The following is a 19,044-nucleotide window of genomic DNA, read 5'->3' as shown; positions in this document are numbered from 1 at the left end:
GATCAGCTCCCGATTCAGCCGCGCCCCACGCTGAGCAGCCCGCAACCGAATGCCTTGCCAGGGCCGATGCCTTGTTCCAGCGCGCAGCTGAAAGCCGTCAGCTCACGCACCTGCAAACGCCCCTCGAAGCACACTCGCTGCAGGCTGATACGGCTCTCCCCCTTGCGGCTGGCCAACACATCGCTGGCCGTAACCAGCGCCGCCTCGACCGCGAAACCATGGCGTTCGCCCTGCCGGCCCAGCCAGGCAAGCTGCTCCTGCTCGCCGACCAGGCCATAGCGCTTGCCCTGGCGGGTCACGGTCGGGTTAGCCAGCAGACGGAAGCGATAACGGCCACCGCCCTCAATCCAGCGCTGCAGTTCGAGCGGCTTGCATTCGACTTCGCGCTGCAGGTAATTGGACAGCCCCTGCAATACCGACCAATCGGCAACTTGCGCCGACTGCACCAGCACCACGGGGCTGGCCCAGGCATTGCTACCGGCCTCCAGACGCCAGAGAAAACGTGTCGGCGTGCTGTGCTCATCAGCTACGAAGGCACGCGCCAGGGTGCGGTGCATTTCGTAAGCGTCGGCCAGGTCACGGCGCGCCTGAGCGCTGCGCGGGTCAAGCGTCAGTCTGGTCAGGTACATGCAGCACTCCCGATTTCACGTAACGTGGGCCGAACCGGCGTTCGGCAAAAGGTGCGACGGGTTGATCCAGGCGGATGGCGCCTTCCTGATCATCCTCCAGCAGGCAGCGCAGGGGCGCTGACGAGTCGCTCCGACGCGCACTGGCAAGCCGTGGGTAGTGCGCCAACGCCGCCTCCAGCGGCAGAGGAGAAAGACCATCCGGCAGCCACACCGGCATGCCCGGTGCGAAGCTCTTGCGGCCCAGCGCCAACGGCCAGTGCGGGGCACGCAAGGCGGCATGAATACGCGTCAGCAGGGCTTCATCCGCACCCTCCAGGCCAACCAGAAAGGCGGCATCCGACAGGTAATAACGCGGGCTGACCACGGTGCGGCGCAAGTCCGACTTGCCGGTGGCGATCAGCACACCGGTGGCGGTCTGGTAATCGCGCATCGGTACGCCTTCGTGGTCGACACGCACACCCATGCGCAGCACCGCCAGATCCTCGACCGGCTCCTGGCGGTCACGCCCCAGCGCGGCGCAGACCAGCCCGAGCACGCCCGATTTGGAAGGCTCCAACTGGGTATCGCGCTCATCGAAGCGGCTGGTGGTGCCCCAGGATTGCATCGGCCCCTGCAAACGCAGCAACAGGGTGGCCATGCTCAGCCCTCCAGTTGTGCGGCGACCTGCGCCCGTACCCAGGTCGCCAGCTCGCCCAGGTTCTGCACCTGCGCGCCCTTCTGCGCCGGCCAGGCCTCGCTCAGATCGAGGTACGCCCACTGATCGCGTGCATCGGCATACACCGCCGCCAGCTGGCTCTCGTGGCGGGCCAATTCACTGACCGACTGGCTGGTCAGTGCTGCATCCTGACGGGCGCTGATGGGTTTCTCGAAAGCATTGGCCAGATTCAGCGGGCCGCCATGACGCAGGCAGACGCCGACGAAACTCGGCAGGTTATGCGCGGCGAAGGTGTTCTGTTTTCCAGTCGGAATGGCGCGCACCATGGCCTGGGTAAAGGCCTCCAGTGCGGACAGGGTCAGCTCGCGATCCTGCTGCAGGTTGCCGAGCAGCTTGCCGGCATCGACCACTGCGTAGCGGTACAAGGTGGCGGAGTTGAACTCCACCTGACCGATCATGCCGGCGCCGGTTTCGTCCGGCCCGCCCTTGTCGTCGACGGCGGTGAAGTAGTCGAACTCACGCTCCACACGGTGCGTGCTGATGGCATGGGCCACCTGGCAGGCGGCGTCCTGGTTGACCTCCGGCATATCGGCGAGCATGCGCCCGAATAGCGCCACATCCACCGCCTTGCCGCCGTCGAGCAGGGCCTTGGCCTTTTTCACCACATCCGCCGGGGCACTGGCCTTGGCTTCCTTCTTGCCTTTCTTCTCGCCACCTGCGGGAGCAACTGCCAACTCGTCCCAGTGCTGCTCGATCAGGCTGGCGAAACCGGCGACCTCGGCCTCGCCGAGAAACAGCAGGTACTCCGTCTTGCCATCGTCCTTGAGCTTGAGGCCGGCAGCGGCCAGAGCGACTTCGATCTTGCCCTCGGCTTCCAGCGCGTCACGCCCGGCCAGGCGCTCCTGCAGCAGCGCCTTGAGCTTCTTGGTGCGCACGCCGCGATACTCCGGTGCGACCAGTTCGTGCTCCTGCGCCGCCAGGCGGATAGCGCGCTTGAAGCACTGGCTGCTGACCCGCGCGCGACGATAGCCGCCGAACAGGGCATCCTTGGGCGCGCCGGTGTCGTCGCGGTTGAGGTTGGATGGCGCGAAGTTCTGGATCAGGTGAAATTCGACAAACAGACTCATGATGTCCCTCTCAGTCGTTGGCAGCTTGTTCAGTAGATTCGGCAGCAGGCGCCGTCAGGGCGCGATAGAAGTCCCGCGCCCAGCGCTGACGCACGTTGTCGCGGCGCTCGGCATCGATATAGGGGTTGAGCCAAACGCTCAGGTCGCGCAGCAGCACGCCGTAGTCCAGGGCTCGGTCATCGGCGGCCAGCAGGCTAATGATCTGGCGCAGATACAACGCGAGGTTTTCCGCATCGGCACCGAGCAAGGCGATAAAACGCTGCTCGATACTGGCGCTGTCGCGCTTGCGCATCAGCTCGCCGAGGCTTGTGCCCAGGCTCTTGGCACCTTGCTCCGGGTGAGCCGCGAACAGCCCCGCCGTCAGGTACAGCGCCAGGCGCGAAGCATCCTGGGCATGCCGCTCTGCCGCGACGAAGCGCTCCACATAGGGATAAGCCGGCGGATAGGCGCCCGGCGCAAAACTCAGGCTGCGACGCAGCACGGCCAGGGCGCCACGGTCGCGTTCCTGCAGACGCTGTAAATGCGTAATAAAGCCCTGCGCAAACTCACTCATGCGCGAACCTCCTTGTCAGGTGTGGGAGTCGCCCGCAACGGGGCCAGCAGCCCCAGCAGGCGTGGATGGTGGCGCGCCTCGGCGCGCAAGGCCCTGGCGCCACGACCAAGACCAGCCAGCACGGCCTGCCAGGCATCACGGGCGGCATCATGCAGGCCCTGCTTCCAGAGCGCCTCGGCCTCGTCCAACTCGTCGTTGCCCAGGAGCATCATGGTGCGCCCCAGATGGCGCTCGGCACTGGCGAAGTACAGCGTGCCCGCCGGGCCGGCATCGATCAGGCTGCGGGCACGCGCCCAGGTGTCCTTGCTGCCGGGGTCGGGCAGGGTTTCGGCGAGCATGCCGGTGGCCAACTTGCGCAAGGCGCTGAACAACTCTTCGGCATCACGCACATAGCGGCGTAGCTCGTTGGCGTGATCCGCCGAGGCCAGCAGCTTGGCTGGCAAGGCGATGCGTTCGGAGCGCCAGCGCAAGTACTTGACCTTACCTGGCTCAGTTGCCAGCCCAGCAACTAGGAGCGGCTGCTCTCTTGCATTGGCCCAGTTAAGGTTCGCAGCCCACTCCAAAATGGCAGCAGGTTGAGACATAACTCCAGATACTTGAGGAAGCAACGCCGGTAGATCCCGCCAAACGGCTCGACCTTCGGTAAAGGTTACTCGAACAAGGCTGTTGCTCCCCGCACGGTAACTGGCCATGGGATCAGGAGCCTGAACATCCTCACCTAAAGCAACTCCAGCAGCAAAACGAATCCATTGAACTTGCCCTTGCTCATTAGGCAAAAACATCACGGCACGTGTGAGCCGCGTATAGCGATCATTAGGGCCACTAGCCAGAACAGGATCACCACGCAAATCATCAATCGTCGGTGGCGCAAGCTCCCAACAAGGCGAGTCTATGTGTCCCGACTGCGTTGGAGGGTGAAGTGATAAGCACAGGGTTTCTGCTAGCGAGTTACCAACAGGTATAACGGCCGCAGTATTCGACAGAGGCCCCGCTTTATCTGAACTTCGAATGGATTGAACTAGCCCTCCTGGTATGAACTGCAGAAAACCCAACAAAGTCCGCAGGGCATCGGCGGCACCGATGCTGCGTGGCGCCAGATCGCAGGAATGATCGAACACCACTGGCGCATTGCCATTGGCACTGGCCAGGGAAATCTGCGTCCAGGGTTTGAGCTTGTCGCGGGTGGCTTCGGCGTCGGCCAGCGCCGCCACCTGCATGAAGGGATACTGCGGATGGAACAAGCAGAAACGCTCGCGCCAATGCTGCAGATAGTCGCGAATGGCCGCCAGCGGCAGCCCGTTCTGATACCAGCGCAGCCGCTCGGCATCGGTCCAGCGCCCTTGCGCCTGGCTGATGGCGCGGTGGGTGATTGCCAGCAACAGCCGGTATTGAGCGATCAGGCTCGGTGGCGAGGTTTCCGCCAGGGCGCTGATCTCGCCTGCCTGTTCGAAGAGCGCCAGCAAACCCAGTTCACGTACCTGCCCGTCGTGCATCCGCACTGCCAGCCATGGCTCGTCGAGCAGGCAGAACGACTCATCCATGCCACACCTCCGTTCCCTGTTGTCCGCGTGATTCCATCATCCCTCTCCCTGAATCAGACAGACACGCAGTAAAGCAGACAAAGTGCCATTACGGAATGAGCTAGATCAGTTCAGCCTGCAAACTCCCAGGGGTTGATCAGCGCAACGCCAGTGGGCTGAAAATCCGCCACGTTGCGTGTAGCGACGGTCATGCCATGCACCAGCGCAGTTGCGGCGATCAGAGCGTCGCGCTCGGCACGTGGGTCGGGGACGTGCAATTGCGCGCAGCGCTGCGCCACAGCGGCATCGACCGGCAGGATGCGCCCAGCGAAACCGGGCAATACGTGGCCATCGAGCCAGGATCGCAGCAGGCTGCCCTGCAGAGGGTCACGCCTTTCCACCAGCAGCACGCCGGTCTCCAGCTCAAGCACGGTGATGGCGGAAATGAACAATTGCCCAGGCATCAGGCGCTGTGCCCAGGCCACCAGTTTGGGGTCGGCCTTGCCACTCTTGGCCTTGCGCAGTTCGGACACGACATTGGTGTCGAGGACGAACATCAGCTCAAGTCCACCGGACGCGACAAGCCTTGCGCGCGCGGCGCCTCAAACTCGATGTCCTCGACTGCCGGCATGGCCAGCAGGTCGATGATACTGCCGGGGCCTCCGGTCAGGCGCTGGTACTCCTCAATGCTCAGCAGCACATGAGCCGGTTTACCACGATCAGTGATGAAGACCGGGCCATGGCTGGCAGCGCGCTTGGCACCGCTGGCATCTTGATTGAACTCACGACTGGTCAGGATGGTTTGCATGGCACACCCCATAAATGTAGAAACATAACTACATGATACGCCTGCTCATCACCCAAGCAAGCCTGCGGATACCTAACGCTGATAAACCAGCCCCAGCTCATCATCCAGCCGCACCGTCAGACGCCCGATCTGCAAGCAACCGTCAGTCAGTACCAGCGGCTTGAGGTGACGCAGCAGCGGATGCTCGCTGAACGCATGCGGCGACTCCAGCGCCTGTGCATGCTTGACCAGTGCAGTACGTGAGGTTTTCAACTGGCGGGCGTGCAGCTGTTTGGCCAGCGCGTTGGCCAGCGGCTGAGCAGGGTCGAAGGCCTCGCCATCCGCTTTCAGGCTCCAGCCACCGGGCACCTGATGCACGGGAATCAGGGTCGCGGAATCATCGCCGAGGCGGGTGTAGTTGGGCAGCCCCAAGCCTTCCTCACCCTCTTCATAACCACGGTTCTTCTGGGTGTAGGCGTTTTGTGGCTCGGCTTCCGGGTCGATAGCAACATTACGCGCCATCATCCGCTCGGTCTGCCGTTTGCCTAGATGGCTACCGTAGGCTTCATCCTCGATAAAGGCGCGGTCAGCTTCGGCCAGATCCGCCGGCAAATCCTCGCTGTCATACACCGCCTGCACCAACCGGTCGATATCCTGCGGCAGGTGCAGTTCCTGCTCGCGCGACAGCAGCGCCCAGGTGCGCCCGAGGATGTAAGGCTCGTAGACGAATTCCCAGGCCGTGCTCTTGAGATCGGGCAAGGCTTCGGGCGTCAGCCCCGCCACATACAAGGTCGCCAGGCGATGCGCCTCGGGCCGCTCACGCTTATGGCGATGCAGGCGACCGGCACGCTGCAGGATCAGATCCACCGGCGCCAGGTCGGTGAGCATGAAGTCGAAGTCGATATCCAGGCTTTGCTCGGCCACCTGAGTGGCAATCAGCAAGGCCTTGGCCGGGCGCTCACCATGCTCGCCAAAGCACGCCAGCACGGTCTGCTCCTGCTCGCTGCGCTGATCCGCCGGGAAGCGCGCATGAAACAGCAGCAGCGGCACGGCATCGCCCAGCTCGGCCTTGAGCCTGAGATAAAGGCCCTGCGCGCGATCCACGGTATTGACGATCAGCGCACCGCAACCGCCTTGCTGCACCAGCTCACAGGCTTTGGCGGCCAGGCTGTCGATGGTTTCCGTTACGGCCTGGAGCTGAATCGGCGGCAAGGGCCGCGAGTCGCACGTACCACCATCCACGCCACGCGCATCGGCCAGCAGCAGGCGCGGGTAACTCAGCTCGGGCGCACTCTTCGGGGCAACGCCCCAGGCACGCAGCAAGGCATCACGACGCGGCGCCGGCAAGGTGGCGCTCATCAGAACCACGGAACTGCCCATCGCCTTGAGCCAGCGCAGCAGCGCTTCGATCAGGCCACTGGTGTAGGTGTCGTAGGCATGTACTTCATCGAGCACCACCACGCGATTGCTCAACCCCCACAAGCGTACGAAGTGATATTTGACGTTGAGCGTGGCGAACAGCGCCTGATCCACGGTGCCGACGCCATAAGGCGACAGCAAAGGCCGACGGCGCTGGGAGAACCAGGCCGACGAGGTGACATCCTCGCCCGCCGCACCGTGGATGCCCCGCAGCGCCAGCACCTGCTCGTTGAGCCCGGCGCCGCCATGCATCAGTTGCACATCCAGCGAGGCGTCGGCAGCGAAGCCCTGCAGAAAGGTCAGCGCCCGCTTGAACAACGCATTGCCTGTGGCCTGGGTCGGCAGCGCCACATACAGCCCGCGATGCTGATTGGCCGCCTGCAGGCGCAGGTGGGCGAGAAAGGCCAGCTCGGTCTTGCCCTCGCCCATCGGCGCCTCGACCAGTAATAGCGCCGGGCCTTGCACGCCATCGAGCAGACGATCAGCCTCGCGCTGCAGAGGCCGCGCCGTCAGCTTCGGGCGCTGGACGATCTGCGCGATCAGATGATCTGCCGTGGGCGAGTCTTTCAGCAGCGGCTGGAAGGCTCGCCAACCGATCTGCTGCAGGGCCTGATCCGCGCGCAAACAGGCATCGGCATGATGCTCGGCCAGCAGCGCATGGCGCTCGCCCAGGGGAAACCAGTCCGGATTGGAGCCGATCCAATCGGCCACGCTGGTCAGCCCAGCCAGCCATTGCACCGCCGGTTGCGACAGCGCCTCGCGTTGCGGCGCACCCTGCGGGGCCAGTACAGACCAATAGGCCGCGAAGATTTCCCGGCGCGCCTCACCCCAGGCCGGCGGCTCGAAGGGCGGCTTGCTGCGGTTGAGTTCGCTCTGGTTGAAGTTGTAACCATGGTGGGCACTGATGGCCTGCAAGGCATGGCGAATCCACAGCAGATGGCCGATACCCTGCCCCGGCAAATGCTCCCAGAGCAACGCCGCACTGGCACAGGCATGATCGGTCACGTTCAACGCGCGCTCAGGGAAAGCCAGACCAAGCGCCTCATCGGCCTGCCGCCCTTCCAGCCACTTATCCTGAAAACCGGGGATAGCCTTGCCGAAATCATGCAGCCCCACCAAACAGGCGACCCAACGGGCGACATGCTCGCGCTGCAGCCCCAGAACCTGACTCGCCCACTCCAGCGTACTTGCCGGTTCATGCGCCAGCATCCGCTCGGCCACCGCCGCCACATCCAGCAAATGCGCCAGCACACCATGGCCAAAACCATCGCCACTCTTGGCCCAGAGACGGCGAGCCTGGTCGCTCAGATCAGCGAATCCTTTCATCTGTCATGCCCTGCATTACTTGATCAACGCGCACGACAAAGTGCCATCACGCGTAGAAACAGGCAATGCCGAGTAGGAAGGGAACAGGCAAGCGTATTGGCGATAAACGCCTGTGCGCGGGTGCTAAGGCAGGAAAAGTGAGCCGTCTTCGTTTCGTGGACGAAAGTAGCCTTTGATGCAGGTCATATCGCGTACACAGATCTGCACATGCGTTTGCTGACGAAAGGATGCCCCAGGATATAGGGCTGGCCCTTCCAGAAAAGGAGAGCGAACAGATGCGTATGAAGAAAGCCCGACAACCTCACGAGCCTGATGGAGCGTCTGAAAGACTGCGCAATCCAAATGCCGCTTCAGATTGTCTTGATCACCCTGAAAGCCCGGAACGTTGACCGGGAGCTCATCCGAGGAGGCCAGCAAGAGTTCATGAGCGGCCTTGAGCTCCAAAAGAGCGCCTTCATCAGTGAGGTTCAGGCATTGCTTGAGGTCGATTACAGCTCCGACGACAAATGGATTCTTGATCGAACCTTGGCCACGTTTAGCGTGCTTTTTTAGAAACTTCGCATAACTGAGTGCACGCTCGGGGCTGTTTTCCCAAAAATAAGCACCCTCACCCAACCAGTCGTAATCATTGACGCTTGCTGCAATATGACTACCGGCCAAGACAGCTTCACCGACCTCTCGATCACACCCATGAAAGCCCAGGACGAAAGAGGGAAGCTGTTGATACATCAGCGATAGGCCGCCTTGAGCTCGCCCTTGGCGTTATATACACCGGTTTTGACGCGAAACACCTTCGCCTCTGCTGGGTTACCGGCCAGGACTTGGGCAAGCTGACGAAAGCGCTCAGCAGCCTCGACATGTGGATTGTCGGTTTTATCAGATCTTGGGGCTTGTACAGTCACGCGCGACCTCCAAAGGTCGGTGAAACGATAACGAGAGATTTTATAGATCAAGAGAAGAGTTGTCTGCATATCCCCTGTAATGGCCGGCAAGATGCCACTCGTCATGCCGAACATCCGGATGCAGCAAATCTCCTGTGGTTCATCCCCGCTGGCGCAGGGAACACTCCACTACGCGGCGCAGGGCGCCGATTGTGCCCGGTTCATCCCCGCTGGCGCGGGGAACACCTGACCTGATAGCCATTGCTGCCGACGTATCGCGGTTCATCCCCGCTGGCGCGGGGAACACGTACGGCAGCTCGCACAGTACGCCGCGCGCGAACGGTTCATCCCCGCTGGCGCGGGGAACACATTCTGACTACTGCTTTAGGTAATCTCATAACCGGTTCATCCCCGCTGGCGCGGGGAACACGCCCGGCCTGCAGGAGCTCATGCAGCACGCGCACGGTTCATCCCCGCTGGCGCGGGGAACACAACGTAACAAGCAATTGAAAGCACTACTCCGTACGGTTCATCCCCGCTGGCGCGGGGAACACCAGCACCAACTCGTACGCGGTCAGAGTTTGCGCGGTTCATCCCCGCTGGCGCGGGGAACACGCCGAGTGGAGCAAGCTTCGCGCCGCAGTCAGTCAGGTTCATCCCCGCTGGCGCGGGGAACACCGTGGAGGAATGTGAATGCCGCCATCTTTTTTCGGTTCATCCCCGCTGGCGCGGGGAACACGCCACCGCCTGCCAGAACAAGCCCAAGCGCCGCGGTTCATCCCCGCTGGCGCGGGGAACACTCGCCAGGCATCCCAAACCTCTTGCGGTACGCCGGTTCATCCCCGCTGGCGCGGGGAACACTTGCTATTGCCAAAGATTCATTCCACCCGACTCGGTTCATCCCCGCTGGCGCGGGGAACACAGCCGCACCGCACTGCACCGGTACCGCAAGGGCGGTTCATCCCCGCTGGCGCGGGGAACACGACCCCGGTACTGGAGGGTAACCCGCTGGTTGCGGTTCATCCCCGCTGGCGCGGGGAACACAGGCTGTAGGTGTCTACAAAGCAGCAGCTGTGCGGTTCATCCCCGCTGGCGCGGGGAACACAGCTTCAGCTTCGCCTCGATGCCGCCCTTGAACGGTTCATCCCCGCTGGCGCGGGGAACACATTCGGTGCGGGGTTCGCTCTCCATCCGATCACGGTTCATCCCCGCTGGCGCGGGGAACACTCTTTAATGGCGCTCATGATCTCAAGTAGTGGCGGTTCATCCCCGCTGGCGCGGGGAACACGTCGAGCAGGCCCGCCAGAAAGCCAGGGATGCCGGTTCATCCCCGCTGGCGCGGGGAACACCAGGTAGTGGGTACCGTACAGATAGCCGCGGTCTGGTTCATCCCCGCTGGCGCGGGGAACACAGCGTCCGGCACGCCGAGCACGTGGCCACCGACGGTTCATCCCCGCTGGCGCGGGGAACACGGCCGTGCTGGAACTATTACCCAATGTTGACGCGGTTCATCCCCGCTGGCGCGGGGAACACGCCGCATACCAGGGCTCGCAGGAGTCGACCCGCGGTTCATCCCCGCTGGCGCGGGGAACACACAGATAGTTGCCCCATCAATCGCCGTCGTGTCCGGTTCATCCCCGCTGGCGCGGGGAACACTGCAAGTCATGGGTAGCCATTGAGCCGGAAGACGGTTCATCCCCGCTGGCGCGGGGAACACAGAAAGCTGATCAGCCAGATCAGGTTCTCGCACGGTTCATCCCCGCTGGCGCGGGGAACACGGCGCCGGGCTTCGGGAATGTCATCACCACAGCGGTTCATCCCCGCTGGCGCGGGGAACACGCCGCGCCACTCGGCGACAAGGCCACGATCACCGGTTCATCCCCGCTGGCGCGGGGAACACTCAGCCGGACCGCCAAGACCATCGAAATTGGTCGGTTCATCCCCGCTGGCGCGGGGAACACAGTTCGTTCATGGCCCAGATGGCGGCGGCGTCCGGTTCATCCCCGCTGGCGCGGGGAACACAATGACTCCATAATCACGACGCGATCAACCTCCGGTTCATCCCCGCTGGCGCGGGGAACACGAACGGTCGCTGGCCAACGGCGCACCGCTACGCCGGTTCATCCCCGCTGGCGCGGGGAACACTCCTCGCCATCGACCAGCAGGCGCAAGCTCCACGGTTCATCCCCGCTGGCGCGGGGAACACACTTAGCGTAACCAATTGTTCCCAAAGGGGAAAATTAGTCGCTAAAAATCTACCAACTATTCCTTGTTAAAGATCGCTCTGCCATCAAAGCAGATTTGGCGTACTGCGCGCCAGCAGCGCCTCGACATCGACACCGCGTGGCAAGGTGCCGTAGACCCGCCCTCTCCCGTCCAGGCGGCTGGCGATGAAGGCATCACTGACTACGCTGTTGCCCGCCTCGAGCAGCAGCTTGGCCTGCAGTGCTACGGCCATGTCCTCGGTAAGCTGGCGGGCGCGGTACTGGATGTCGGCGGTATCGCTGAAGTCAGCCTTGAGCCGGTGGATATGCGCTTTCAGGCGGGCATCACCATGACCATCGCCCAGCTCGGCGAACAGCGCGTCGAGCACGCCCGGCTCCTTGGACAGGGCACGCAGCACGTCCAGGCACTGCACATTGCCCGAGCCTTCCCAGATCGAGTTGACCGGCGCCTCGCGGTACAGGCGCGGCATGATGGTCTCCTCGACATAGCCGGCGCCGCCCATGCATTCGCTGGCTTCGTAGATCATTTCCGGGGCGCGCTTGCAGATCCAGTACTTGCCCACGGCCGTGACCAGACGAGCGAACTTGTCCTCCTGCTCGTCGTGCCGATGGTCGAGCGCGCGGCCCATGCGCATGCACAGCGCCAGCGCGGCCTCGCTTTCCAACGCCAGATCGGCCAGCACGTTCTGCATCAGCGGCTGTTCGGCGAGCACCTTGCCACCGACCTGACGATGCGCGCAGTGGTGCGCTGCCTGGGTCAGCGCCTGGCGCATCAGGCTGCTGGAGCCGACCATGCAATCGAAGCGGGTCATGGCCACCATCTCGATGATGGTCGGCACGCCGCGCCCCTCCTCACCCAGCATCCAGGCGAAGGCGCCACGGTATTCCACCTCGCTGGAGGCGTTGGCCCAGTTACCCAGCTTGTTCTTCAGACGCTGGATATAGAACTCGTTACGCGAGCCATCCGGGCGGTGGCGCGGCAGGAGGAAACACGACAGCCCCTTGTCGGTGTAGGCCAGAGTCAGGAAGGCGTCGCACATCGGCGCCGAGCAGAACCATTTGTGGCCGACCAGCTCATAGCCCTGCCCCGGCCCTCCGAGACCAATCGGATAGGCGCGTGTGGTGTTGGCGCGCACGTCCGTACCGCCTTGTTTCTCGGTCATGGCCATGCCGATGGTGACGCCGCTCTTCTGCTCCATCGGCAGGTTGCGCGGGTCGTACTCGGTGGCGAGGATCTTCGGCAACCATTGCTCGGCAACATTGGCCTGCAGACTGATGGCCGGCACGGCAGCGAAGGTCATGGTCAACGGACAACCGCTGGCCGCCTCGGCCTGGCTGTGCAGATAAGTGAGGCCGGCACGAGCCACATGGGCGCCGGTCCGCGGATCGGTCCAGGGCAAAGATGGCAGGCCATGCTCGACGGCCGTGCGCATCAGCTCGTGATAGGCCGGGTGGAACTCGACCAGGTCGATACGGTTGCCGTAACGATCGTGGCTCCTGAACTCCGGCTTGTTCTCGTTGGCGAGAAACCCCGCCTGCATCAACGCGCCACCGGCAAGGGCACCATAGCGACTCAGGCGCTCGTCCGCCCAGCCGCCGTCGTAACGCCGAATCCACTCCTGCAGCGGCAGGTCGAGGTGATAGAGGTTGGCACCATCCAGGCTGGGAACCTGATTGAACACCTCGTGGGTTTCGGCGTGCAGGCTGGGTTTCATCGTGTGGGCTCCTCGGCGCCGACGGCGCGCAGGCAGAAGGTGACGAGGCCGGCGCTGACCTGCGCCAGCTCCAGTGTGGGCTGCCCGGCTTCGCGGGCGGCGCGGGCCGGTGGCGACAGCGGCCCGACCAGGGATTCGGCAATGGCACCAACCAGGCAGGCTGCCACCAGACCGACCTGTTCGATACGAAATTCGCCGGCGCGAACGCCCTCTTCGAGCAATTCGATGAACAGCTCGGCGTAGGCTTCACGATAGAGCAGGCGCTGCTCGTCGACTTCCGGGTCGACCGGCTCAGCGATCAACGCGAAGGCCAGGCGCCGGCTTTGCCAGGCGCGGGCAGCGAACTGCTCGAGACCGCTGCGCAGACGCTGCGTCGCGCTGCCCGCACCGCGCAGAGCGGCGCCCAGAGCGTCGACCTCGTGCTGGCTGGCGCTGGCGAAGACCTCGGCGGCCAGTTCGCCCTTGCTGCGAAAGTGGCGGTACAGGCTGCCGGTGGCGATGCCGACATCCTCGGCCAGCGCCTGCATGGTCAGCGCGGCAAATCCACCAGCGCTGACCCGCTGCAAGGCACAGGCAAGGATGCGTTGGCGCAGGGCCTGGTCGCGGTCAAGTCGGGCTTCGGTCGTGCGATACACCATGGTCTGAATCCTGATTCACTCGCGCTCAGTGAATCAGGATTCAGACCATGGCTAAAGAGACGATCCGGCCAAATCTGCGGCGTACTCGTGCAAAGCTGCACGTGTAGGAGCCAGCTTGCTGGCGATCATCGACCTGACAGGCGCCAAGCATCGCCGGCAAGCCGGTTCCTACAAGGCTGAGCGACTTCCACCCGGCGAAGCCTCAGATCGGCGCGGCGCCACTGGAAACCGTTGCCGGGCGGCACAACACCCAGTCGTGCAGCAGCACGCGCAGCTCCTCGAACTTCACCGGCTTGGCCATGTAGTCGCTCATGCCGGCCGCCAGGCAGCGCTCCCGGTCGCCGCTGTGGCTGTGCGCGGTAATCGCCAGCACCGGCACTTCGGCACAACCCGGCAACGCGCGGATCGCCCGGCAGGTGGCGAAGCCATCCATGATCGGCATCTGACAATCCAGCAGCACGGCATCGACTGTTTCGTCACGCAGCAGCTCCAGGGCCTCCGCGCCATTGTCGGCCGTGCGCACGCGGTAACCGAGCTTGAGCAGCATGCCGCGGGTCACCAGTTGGTTGATCGCATTGTCCTCGACGATCAGCACCGTGCACTGCTGTGCCTGGCGCAGCGCCGCACCACAGGGCTGACGCTGCGGACGGGCGACCGGCGTGGCAGGCTGCTCCGGCAGGGTCAATGGCACATTGAGGCGAAAGCGACTGCCAACACCGGGCTGCGACTCATGACTGAGGCTACCGCCCAGCAGGTCGACCAGGTGCCGACAGATCGCCAGACCGATGCCGAGACCACCGTACTTGCGCGTCATGGAACCATCGAGCTGGTGGAAACGCTGGTACAGATCGCCCTCGACATGCGCGAAACCGATACCGCTGTCACTGACCACCACGCTGAGCGGCAGGTTGCTGCCAATGCTCCCGGCCCGACTGACCTGCAGGCTCACGCCGCCGTCACTGGTGAACTTGATCGCGTTGTCCAGCAGGTAGCCCAATGCCTGCGCCAGCTTGGCGGCATCGCCTTCGAGGGTGTCGGGCAGGCTGTCATCCAGCTCCAGGGCGAAACTCAGCCCCTTGTCCTCGGCGCGCGGGGCGTACTGTGCACGCAGACCATCGAACAGCCCGCGCAGGCTGAAGGCTTCGCGCCGCGGGTAGAGCTTGCCGGCCTGCAGCTCGGTGAGTGCGAGGATGTCATTGACCATGCGCATCATGTCGCGCGCGGAGGCCGCGGCCGTCTTCTGATATTGCTCCAGCTCCACGTCCATCTTCACCGTCTGCATCAGCTCCAGCGAGCCGATCACGCCATTCATCGGTGTGCGCAGTTCGTGGGTGACGGTGGCGAGGAACTCATCCTTGAAGCGGTTGCTGTCGGCCAGTTCCTGGTTCAGCGCCTCCAGCTTGCGCCCGGCCTCCTGGAGGATACGCGTGCGCTCTTCCTTCATCGCATTGATGCGATCGGCCAGCGCCAGCGACAGCAGGCCGACCTCCAGAGCGGAGCCGATCTGGCTGGCGTACATGGTGAGAAAGACGTTGGGTAGATAGCCCAGGACCATCAGCGTATTGATCACGCCACCGATGAGAAAAGCCGTCCAGGCGAAGATGAAGTAGCGCGCCACACGCATGCCGCGCAGCCAGGCGAGGATGCCGGCGGCGAAGATCACCACGGTGAACAGCAATGCCAGGTAGGTGGCCAGCCGCAGCGCCGTGGCATAACTGATGCACAACGCCAGGATCATCACCGTGGCACCACACGCCATGAGCAACAGCAGCAGGCGGTCGACCCAGGGGCTGTGCTCGGCCGTATGCAGGAAGCTGCGGGCGAACTGACAGCCGAATAGCGCGGCAGAGCCAATCAGAAATGGCGTCGCGGCATTGGCCCACCAGGGACTGTTGGGCCAGAAGTACTCGATGCCGGCGCCATTGACGGAGACCTGATACAGGCCGAACGAGGCGATATAGAAGATGTAATAGAGGTAGCTGGTGTCACGGACGCTGAGGAAGATGAACAGGTTGTACACCAGCATCACCAGCAGCACGCCGTAGATGATGCCCAGCACGTAGATGCGCCCGGGCTGTTCTTCCAGGTAGGCGTTGGGCGCCCACAGGGTCAGCGGTGCCTGGATCGAGCCCTGGCTTTCCAGGCGCAGATAGATGCGCTTGCTCTGACCAGGCTCGAGGTTCAGCTCGAACAGGTAGTTGTTCTGCCGAATCTGCCGGCTGTCGAATGGCAACGCGTCCCCCGTCCGTTGCGCCAGGGCAAAGCTGCCGTTGTCGTCAGGCAGGTAGAGCTCCAGGTGATCGAGCGGCGGATACGCCAGCTCGAGTAGCCAGTTGCGCGAGCCTTGCGCCTGCTGCGGGCGATACTGCAGGTCCAGACGCAGCCAGAATACCGAACGCGAATAACCGGCGTTCAGCACAGGCTTGTCGTGCAGACGGAAACTGCCCTGCACCGCCTGAGAGGAAACGTCGTCGATGCTGGCATCGCCACGTACGTCTTCGAAAACGTACATGCTCTGCCCAAGCGGCAGCGCGCGCACCTGTTCGTCGAAGGTAACGGCGCCCACGAGCGAGGAAAAAACGAGGCTCAGCAAGAGCACGAGCAGCCGGGACATACGACTCCACTAGCCCTGTCGAACGACACTCAGGCTCCCATCAGCCCTGGATGGCGCCGTCACGCAAGGCAGACTTATATTCGAATCGCCCTACTCTAGGGACTGTCGACGCTATTTGCCAGATTCGGCTGGCAGTTTAAGCAACGCTTGCGTGATGGATTCGGCGAGATACTGCAGGGAAAACACGCCGCCGTAGGTCCAGGTCGACGGCATCGCCGCAAAGCGCCCGGCGCGAACGAAGGGCATTGCCTGCCAAAGCGGCGAGGCGAACAGTTGCGCCTGTTGGGCGAACGGCTCGATATGCAGGACGACGCCACTGTCGATATGCCCCAACGCGGTAATCGGCACCTGAGTGACTCCCCAGGGGCTGGGCTCCAGTTGTATGGCCGGCTGCAGACCGAGCAACGTCAATGCATGCTGCGGCATGGAGTTGGGACCATTGATGAAGGCCGCGGTCGGCGAGGAAAAGCGAATCACCGTCACCGCCGGCAGTTGCCCGGCATAGTGCGCCTGCAACTGCTCACGCAATTGCTCCAGCTCATCGTCCATTGCCTGCAGACGTCGCTCGGCCAGGGCCTCACGCCCCAGCGCACGGGCCAGGCTGCGAAACGCCTCGCGCTGCACCTGCAGGTTGTCGTGCTGCTGGCCAAAGCTCTGATACACCTGCACTGGGGCAATGCGCTCCAGCAATGGCCGAATGTCCTCGAGCAGCGGCGGAATCACGATCAGCTGCGGACGCAATTCGGCCAGCAGTTCGAGATTGGGCTCCAGGCGCGAACCGCTCGACGGCACGCTGTCAGGCAATGTCGGACGCACCACCCAGGCGCGATAGTCGCCGGCATCCGCGACGGTCACCGGGGTGACGTCAAGCATCAGCAGATGCTCTGCCGCCTCCCAGCTCAGCGCTGCCACCCGTGGCGCGTCATTGGCCCATACGGGCGTCAGCCAGAGCAACAGCAGACCCAGCAGCCAAACCCTCACGCCAGTCTCCCGCGAATCAGCAAGTACACGAAGTACGCGCCGCACAGCACCGAGGCGACGATGCCGACCGGAATCTGCAGCGGGAAGATCAGGGTGCGCCCGGCCCAGTCCGCCAACAGCATCAGTACTGCGCCTAGCGCTGCGGCCAGCAGCAGTTGCGGCAGCACACGGCGCGCACCGAGGATCACCGCGATATGTGGCGCCAGCAGGCCGAGAAAAGCCACAGGGCCAAGCAGGCTGGTGACCAGCGCGCAGAGCAGCGCCACCAATACCAGCAGCGCCAGGCGCAGGCGCGGTACATTCAGCCCGCGGCTGGCAGCCACGCCATCGCCGATCCCGATCAGCGTCAGTGCGCGCTGGAACAGTGCCGCCAGCACGCCAAGCACCACCACTCCCGCACTCAGCCACAGCGCCTGCGCTGGCGTGGCGCGATAGGTGGAGCCAGCCAACCAGCCCAGCAGGGCGAAGGAATCTGCCGTGCCCTTGGCCAGCACGAACTGCAGCGCCGCATTGAGCAGTGCGCCGAGGGAGATACCCAACAGCGCCATCAGGGCCGGGGAATAGCGGTGACGGCGACCGAGCAGCATCAGCACGATCAGCACCGCCAGGCTGCCGATGAAGGCCGCCAGCGGCGCCACGGCGCCGAGCACACCGCCACCGAACAGCATCAGTGCGAGCATCACCGCCAAGGTGGCGCCGGCCGACAGGCCGAGGATATCCGGGCTGGCCAAGGGGTTGCGCAACAGGCGCTGCAGCAGCAATCCGGAAATAGCCAACCCCGCCCCTGCCGACGCGGCGGTGAGCACGCGCGGCCAACGCAGCGACCAGACCAGCGCCGACGGCCACTGCAGACGCCAGCCGTCCAGGCCGCGCGCCAGGCCCAGGGCCAAAATCAAGGCCAGCAGAGCCAGCAGCGCGACCCACAGCGCACTGCGCCAACCGAAACATTCGGCACCGGCCGGCAGTTGCAGGCCGTGCGGGTCTTCGGCCGCCAGATGCCGGCGCGCCATCCACAACAGCACCGGCGCGCCGATCAACGCCGCAGCCGCGCCGCTGGGCACCAGCTGGCCGCCGAGCTGATTGGCCAGCAACGCCAGGGCATCGGTGGCCAGCAGCAACAAAGCGCCGAGCAGCGTGCTGTACAACAGTTCGTCGCGCGCCGTACGGGCACCGAGCAACCGCGCCAGGTTGGGCGTGAGCAGACCGATGAAGCCGATCAGCCCGACGGCGGTGATCGATACCGAGCACAGCCACAGCGCAGCCAGAAACAGCGCCAGCATCACCGGCCACAGTGCCAGACCGCGGGCCTGGGCGGCGTCGCTACCCAGTTGCAACAGGCTCAACGGGCGCGGCGCCAGGATCAGCAGCGGCACCGCCAGCAGCAGCTTGGGCCACAGCCACTGCACCCAATGCCAGTCGATCTGCGCCAGGTCGCCCGCGCCCCAGACGAACAGTCCCTGGGTGTACTGGTTGTTGATCAGCACCAGACCCGCCGCCAGCGCACCCAGCAACAGGTTCATCGCCATGCCGCCGAGCACCAGTGGCAAACCGCCGATACCACTGCGCCCGGCGATCAGCAGCACCAGTCCGACCGCTGCCAACGCGCCGCCAAGGGCGGCCCATTGGCCATGGTCGGCGGCGAATGCCGGCACCAGCAGGGTGGCCAGGACCAGCCCCAACCAGGCCCCCGAGGAGGCGCCAATGGTCATCGGCGACACCAGGCGATTCTGCGTGATCTGCTGCAACAGGCTGCCGGAAAGCCCCAGTGCCGCACCTGTCAGCAGCGCCATGCACAGCCTGGGTAGCGCCGACAGCTGCAGTTGAAGAAACTCGAAACTCTGCGTCTGCGCGCCAAGCAATGCCCACAATTCGAACGGAGCGAGCTCGGCCGCCAGCCACAGATGAACCAGCATCAGCGGCAGCAGCACGAGCAGCGTCAGAAAGTGGCGTGACGGCGCCGAGACTGCCGCCACG

Annotated in this window: 15 protein-coding genes and 1 CRISPR repeat array; all 15 genes read right to left on the bottom strand. The window is 64.0% G+C overall.

Going from position 1 to position 19,044, the window contains the following annotated elements; all coding sequences use genetic code 11:
- Window positions 1–14: 14 nt before the first annotated feature.
- Complete coding sequence (gene cas6e / locus ACJRW5_RS17660; protein ID WP_484571791.1) at window positions 15–629, bottom strand: type I-E CRISPR-associated protein Cas6/Cse3/CasE; 615 nt, start codon at window positions 627–629, stop codon at window positions 15–17.
- Complete coding sequence (gene cas5e / locus ACJRW5_RS17655) at window positions 604–1,266, bottom strand: type I-E CRISPR-associated protein Cas5/CasD (RefSeq protein ID WP_484571790.1); 663 nt, start codon at window positions 1,264–1,266, stop codon at window positions 604–606. Before cas5e ends, cas6e begins: the two co-directional genes overlap by 26 nt.
- 2 nt (window positions 1,267–1,268) lie before the next feature.
- Entirely contained in the window at window positions 1,269–2,411 is a 1,143-nt protein-coding gene (gene cas7e / locus ACJRW5_RS17650) for a type I-E CRISPR-associated protein Cas7/Cse4/CasC (RefSeq protein WP_484571789.1), read from the bottom strand.
- Between the two features lie 10 nt (window positions 2,412–2,421).
- Window positions 2,422–2,964, bottom strand: coding sequence for a type I-E CRISPR-associated protein Cse2/CasB (gene casB, locus ACJRW5_RS17645; protein WP_484571788.1), 543 nt, complete (start codon window positions 2,962–2,964; stop codon window positions 2,422–2,424).
- Window positions 2,961–4,457: a type I-E CRISPR-associated protein Cse1/CasA gene (gene casA, locus ACJRW5_RS17640; RefSeq protein ID WP_484571809.1), complete on the bottom strand. Its 1,497-nt coding sequence runs from the start codon at window positions 4,455–4,457 to the stop codon at window positions 2,961–2,963. Before casA ends, casB begins: the two co-directional genes overlap by 4 nt.
- 158 nt (window positions 4,458–4,615) lie before the next feature.
- Window positions 4,616–5,041: a PIN domain-containing protein gene (locus tag ACJRW5_RS17635; RefSeq protein ID WP_484571787.1), complete on the bottom strand. Its 426-nt coding sequence runs from the start codon at window positions 5,039–5,041 to the stop codon at window positions 4,616–4,618.
- Window positions 5,041–5,292 (bottom strand): type II toxin-antitoxin system Phd/YefM family antitoxin, encoded by a 252-nt coding sequence (locus ACJRW5_RS17630; RefSeq protein ID WP_484571786.1) that lies wholly within the window; start codon window positions 5,290–5,292, stop codon window positions 5,041–5,043. Before ACJRW5_RS17630 ends, ACJRW5_RS17635 begins: the two co-directional genes overlap by 1 nt.
- Before the next feature lie 72 nt (window positions 5,293–5,364).
- Window positions 5,365–8,016: a CRISPR-associated helicase Cas3' gene (gene cas3 / locus ACJRW5_RS17625; RefSeq protein WP_484571785.1), complete on the bottom strand. Its 2,652-nt coding sequence runs from the start codon at window positions 8,014–8,016 to the stop codon at window positions 5,365–5,367.
- A gap of 123 nt (window positions 8,017–8,139) precedes the next feature.
- Window positions 8,140–8,745 (bottom strand): hypothetical protein, encoded by a 606-nt coding sequence (locus tag ACJRW5_RS17620; RefSeq protein WP_484571784.1) that lies wholly within the window; start codon window positions 8,743–8,745, stop codon window positions 8,140–8,142.
- Complete coding sequence (locus ACJRW5_RS17615) at window positions 8,745–9,023, bottom strand: hypothetical protein (RefSeq protein WP_484571783.1); 279 nt, start codon at window positions 9,021–9,023, stop codon at window positions 8,745–8,747. Before ACJRW5_RS17615 ends, ACJRW5_RS17620 begins: the two co-directional genes overlap by 1 nt.
- A gap of 30 nt (window positions 9,024–9,053) precedes the next feature.
- Window positions 9,054–11,103: a CRISPR direct-repeat array (repeat unit 29 nt; unit sequence CGGTTCATCCCCGCTGGCGCGGGGAACAC).
- A gap of 84 nt (window positions 11,104–11,187) precedes the next feature.
- Window positions 11,188–12,837, bottom strand: a complete 1,650-nt coding sequence (locus ACJRW5_RS17610; RefSeq protein WP_484571782.1) for an acyl-CoA dehydrogenase family protein — start codon at window positions 12,835–12,837, stop codon at window positions 11,188–11,190.
- On the bottom strand, window positions 12,834–13,475 hold the full coding sequence (locus ACJRW5_RS17605; RefSeq protein WP_484571781.1) for a TetR/AcrR family transcriptional regulator: 642 nt from the start codon (window positions 13,473–13,475) through the stop codon (window positions 12,834–12,836). Before ACJRW5_RS17605 ends, ACJRW5_RS17610 begins: the two co-directional genes overlap by 4 nt.
- Window positions 13,476–13,677: 202 nt before the next feature.
- Window positions 13,678–16,089, bottom strand: a complete 2,412-nt coding sequence (locus ACJRW5_RS17600) for a hybrid sensor histidine kinase/response regulator (protein WP_484571780.1) — start codon at window positions 16,087–16,089, stop codon at window positions 13,678–13,680.
- A gap of 111 nt (window positions 16,090–16,200) precedes the next feature.
- Window positions 16,201–17,070: an ABC transporter substrate-binding protein gene (locus ACJRW5_RS17595; RefSeq protein WP_484571779.1), complete on the bottom strand. Its 870-nt coding sequence runs from the start codon at window positions 17,068–17,070 to the stop codon at window positions 16,201–16,203.
- Window positions 17,067–19,043, bottom strand: a complete 1,977-nt coding sequence (gene fhuB, locus ACJRW5_RS17590; protein ID WP_484571778.1) for a Fe(3+)-hydroxamate ABC transporter permease FhuB — start codon at window positions 19,041–19,043, stop codon at window positions 17,067–17,069. Before fhuB ends, ACJRW5_RS17595 begins: the two co-directional genes overlap by 4 nt.
- Between the last annotated feature and the right edge of the window lies 1 nt (window position 19,044).

Source organism: Pseudomonas pichavaramensis (genome assembly GCF_050473265.1).
Taxonomy (GTDB): Bacteria; Pseudomonadota; Gammaproteobacteria; order Pseudomonadales; family Pseudomonadaceae; genus Aquipseudomonas.
This window is presented reverse-complemented; position numbering and strand designations above follow the sequence as displayed.

Bases quoted from the DNA above. Each gene is read 5' to 3' on its own strand.
- cas6e (WP_484571791.1), bottom strand. From the start codon at position 629: ATGTACCTGACCAGACTGACGCTTGACCCGCGCAGCGCTCAGGCGCGC.
- cas5e (WP_484571790.1), bottom strand. From the start codon at position 1,266: ATGGCCACCCTGTTGCTGCGTTTGCAGGGGCCGATGCAATCCTGGGGC.
- cas7e (WP_484571789.1), bottom strand. From the start codon at position 2,411: ATGAGTCTGTTTGTCGAATTTCACCTGATCCAGAACTTCGCGCCATCC.
- casB (WP_484571788.1), bottom strand. From the start codon at position 2,964: ATGAGTGAGTTTGCGCAGGGCTTTATTACGCATTTACAGCGTCTGCAG.
- casA (WP_484571809.1), bottom strand. From the start codon at position 4,457: ATGCACGACGGGCAGGTACGTGAACTGGGTTTGCTGGCGCTCTTCGAA.
- ACJRW5_RS17635 (WP_484571787.1), bottom strand. From the start codon at position 5,041: ATGTTCGTCCTCGACACCAATGTCGTGTCCGAACTGCGCAAGGCCAAG.
- ACJRW5_RS17630 (WP_484571786.1), bottom strand. From the start codon at position 5,292: ATGCAAACCATCCTGACCAGTCGTGAGTTCAATCAAGATGCCAGCGGT.
- cas3 (WP_484571785.1), bottom strand. From the start codon at position 8,016: ATGAAAGGATTCGCTGATCTGAGCGACCAGGCTCGCCGTCTCTGGGCC.
- ACJRW5_RS17620 (WP_484571784.1), bottom strand. From the start codon at position 8,745: ATGTATCAACAGCTTCCCTCTTTCGTCCTGGGCTTTCATGGGTGTGAT.
- ACJRW5_RS17615 (WP_484571783.1), bottom strand. From the start codon at position 9,023: ATGACGAGTGGCATCTTGCCGGCCATTACAGGGGATATGCAGACAACT.
- ACJRW5_RS17610 (WP_484571782.1), bottom strand. From the start codon at position 12,837: ATGAAACCCAGCCTGCACGCCGAAACCCACGAGGTGTTCAATCAGGTT.
- ACJRW5_RS17605 (WP_484571781.1), bottom strand. From the start codon at position 13,475: ATGGTGTATCGCACGACCGAAGCCCGACTTGACCGCGACCAGGCCCTG.
- ACJRW5_RS17600 (WP_484571780.1), bottom strand. From the start codon at position 16,089: ATGTCCCGGCTGCTCGTGCTCTTGCTGAGCCTCGTTTTTTCCTCGCTC.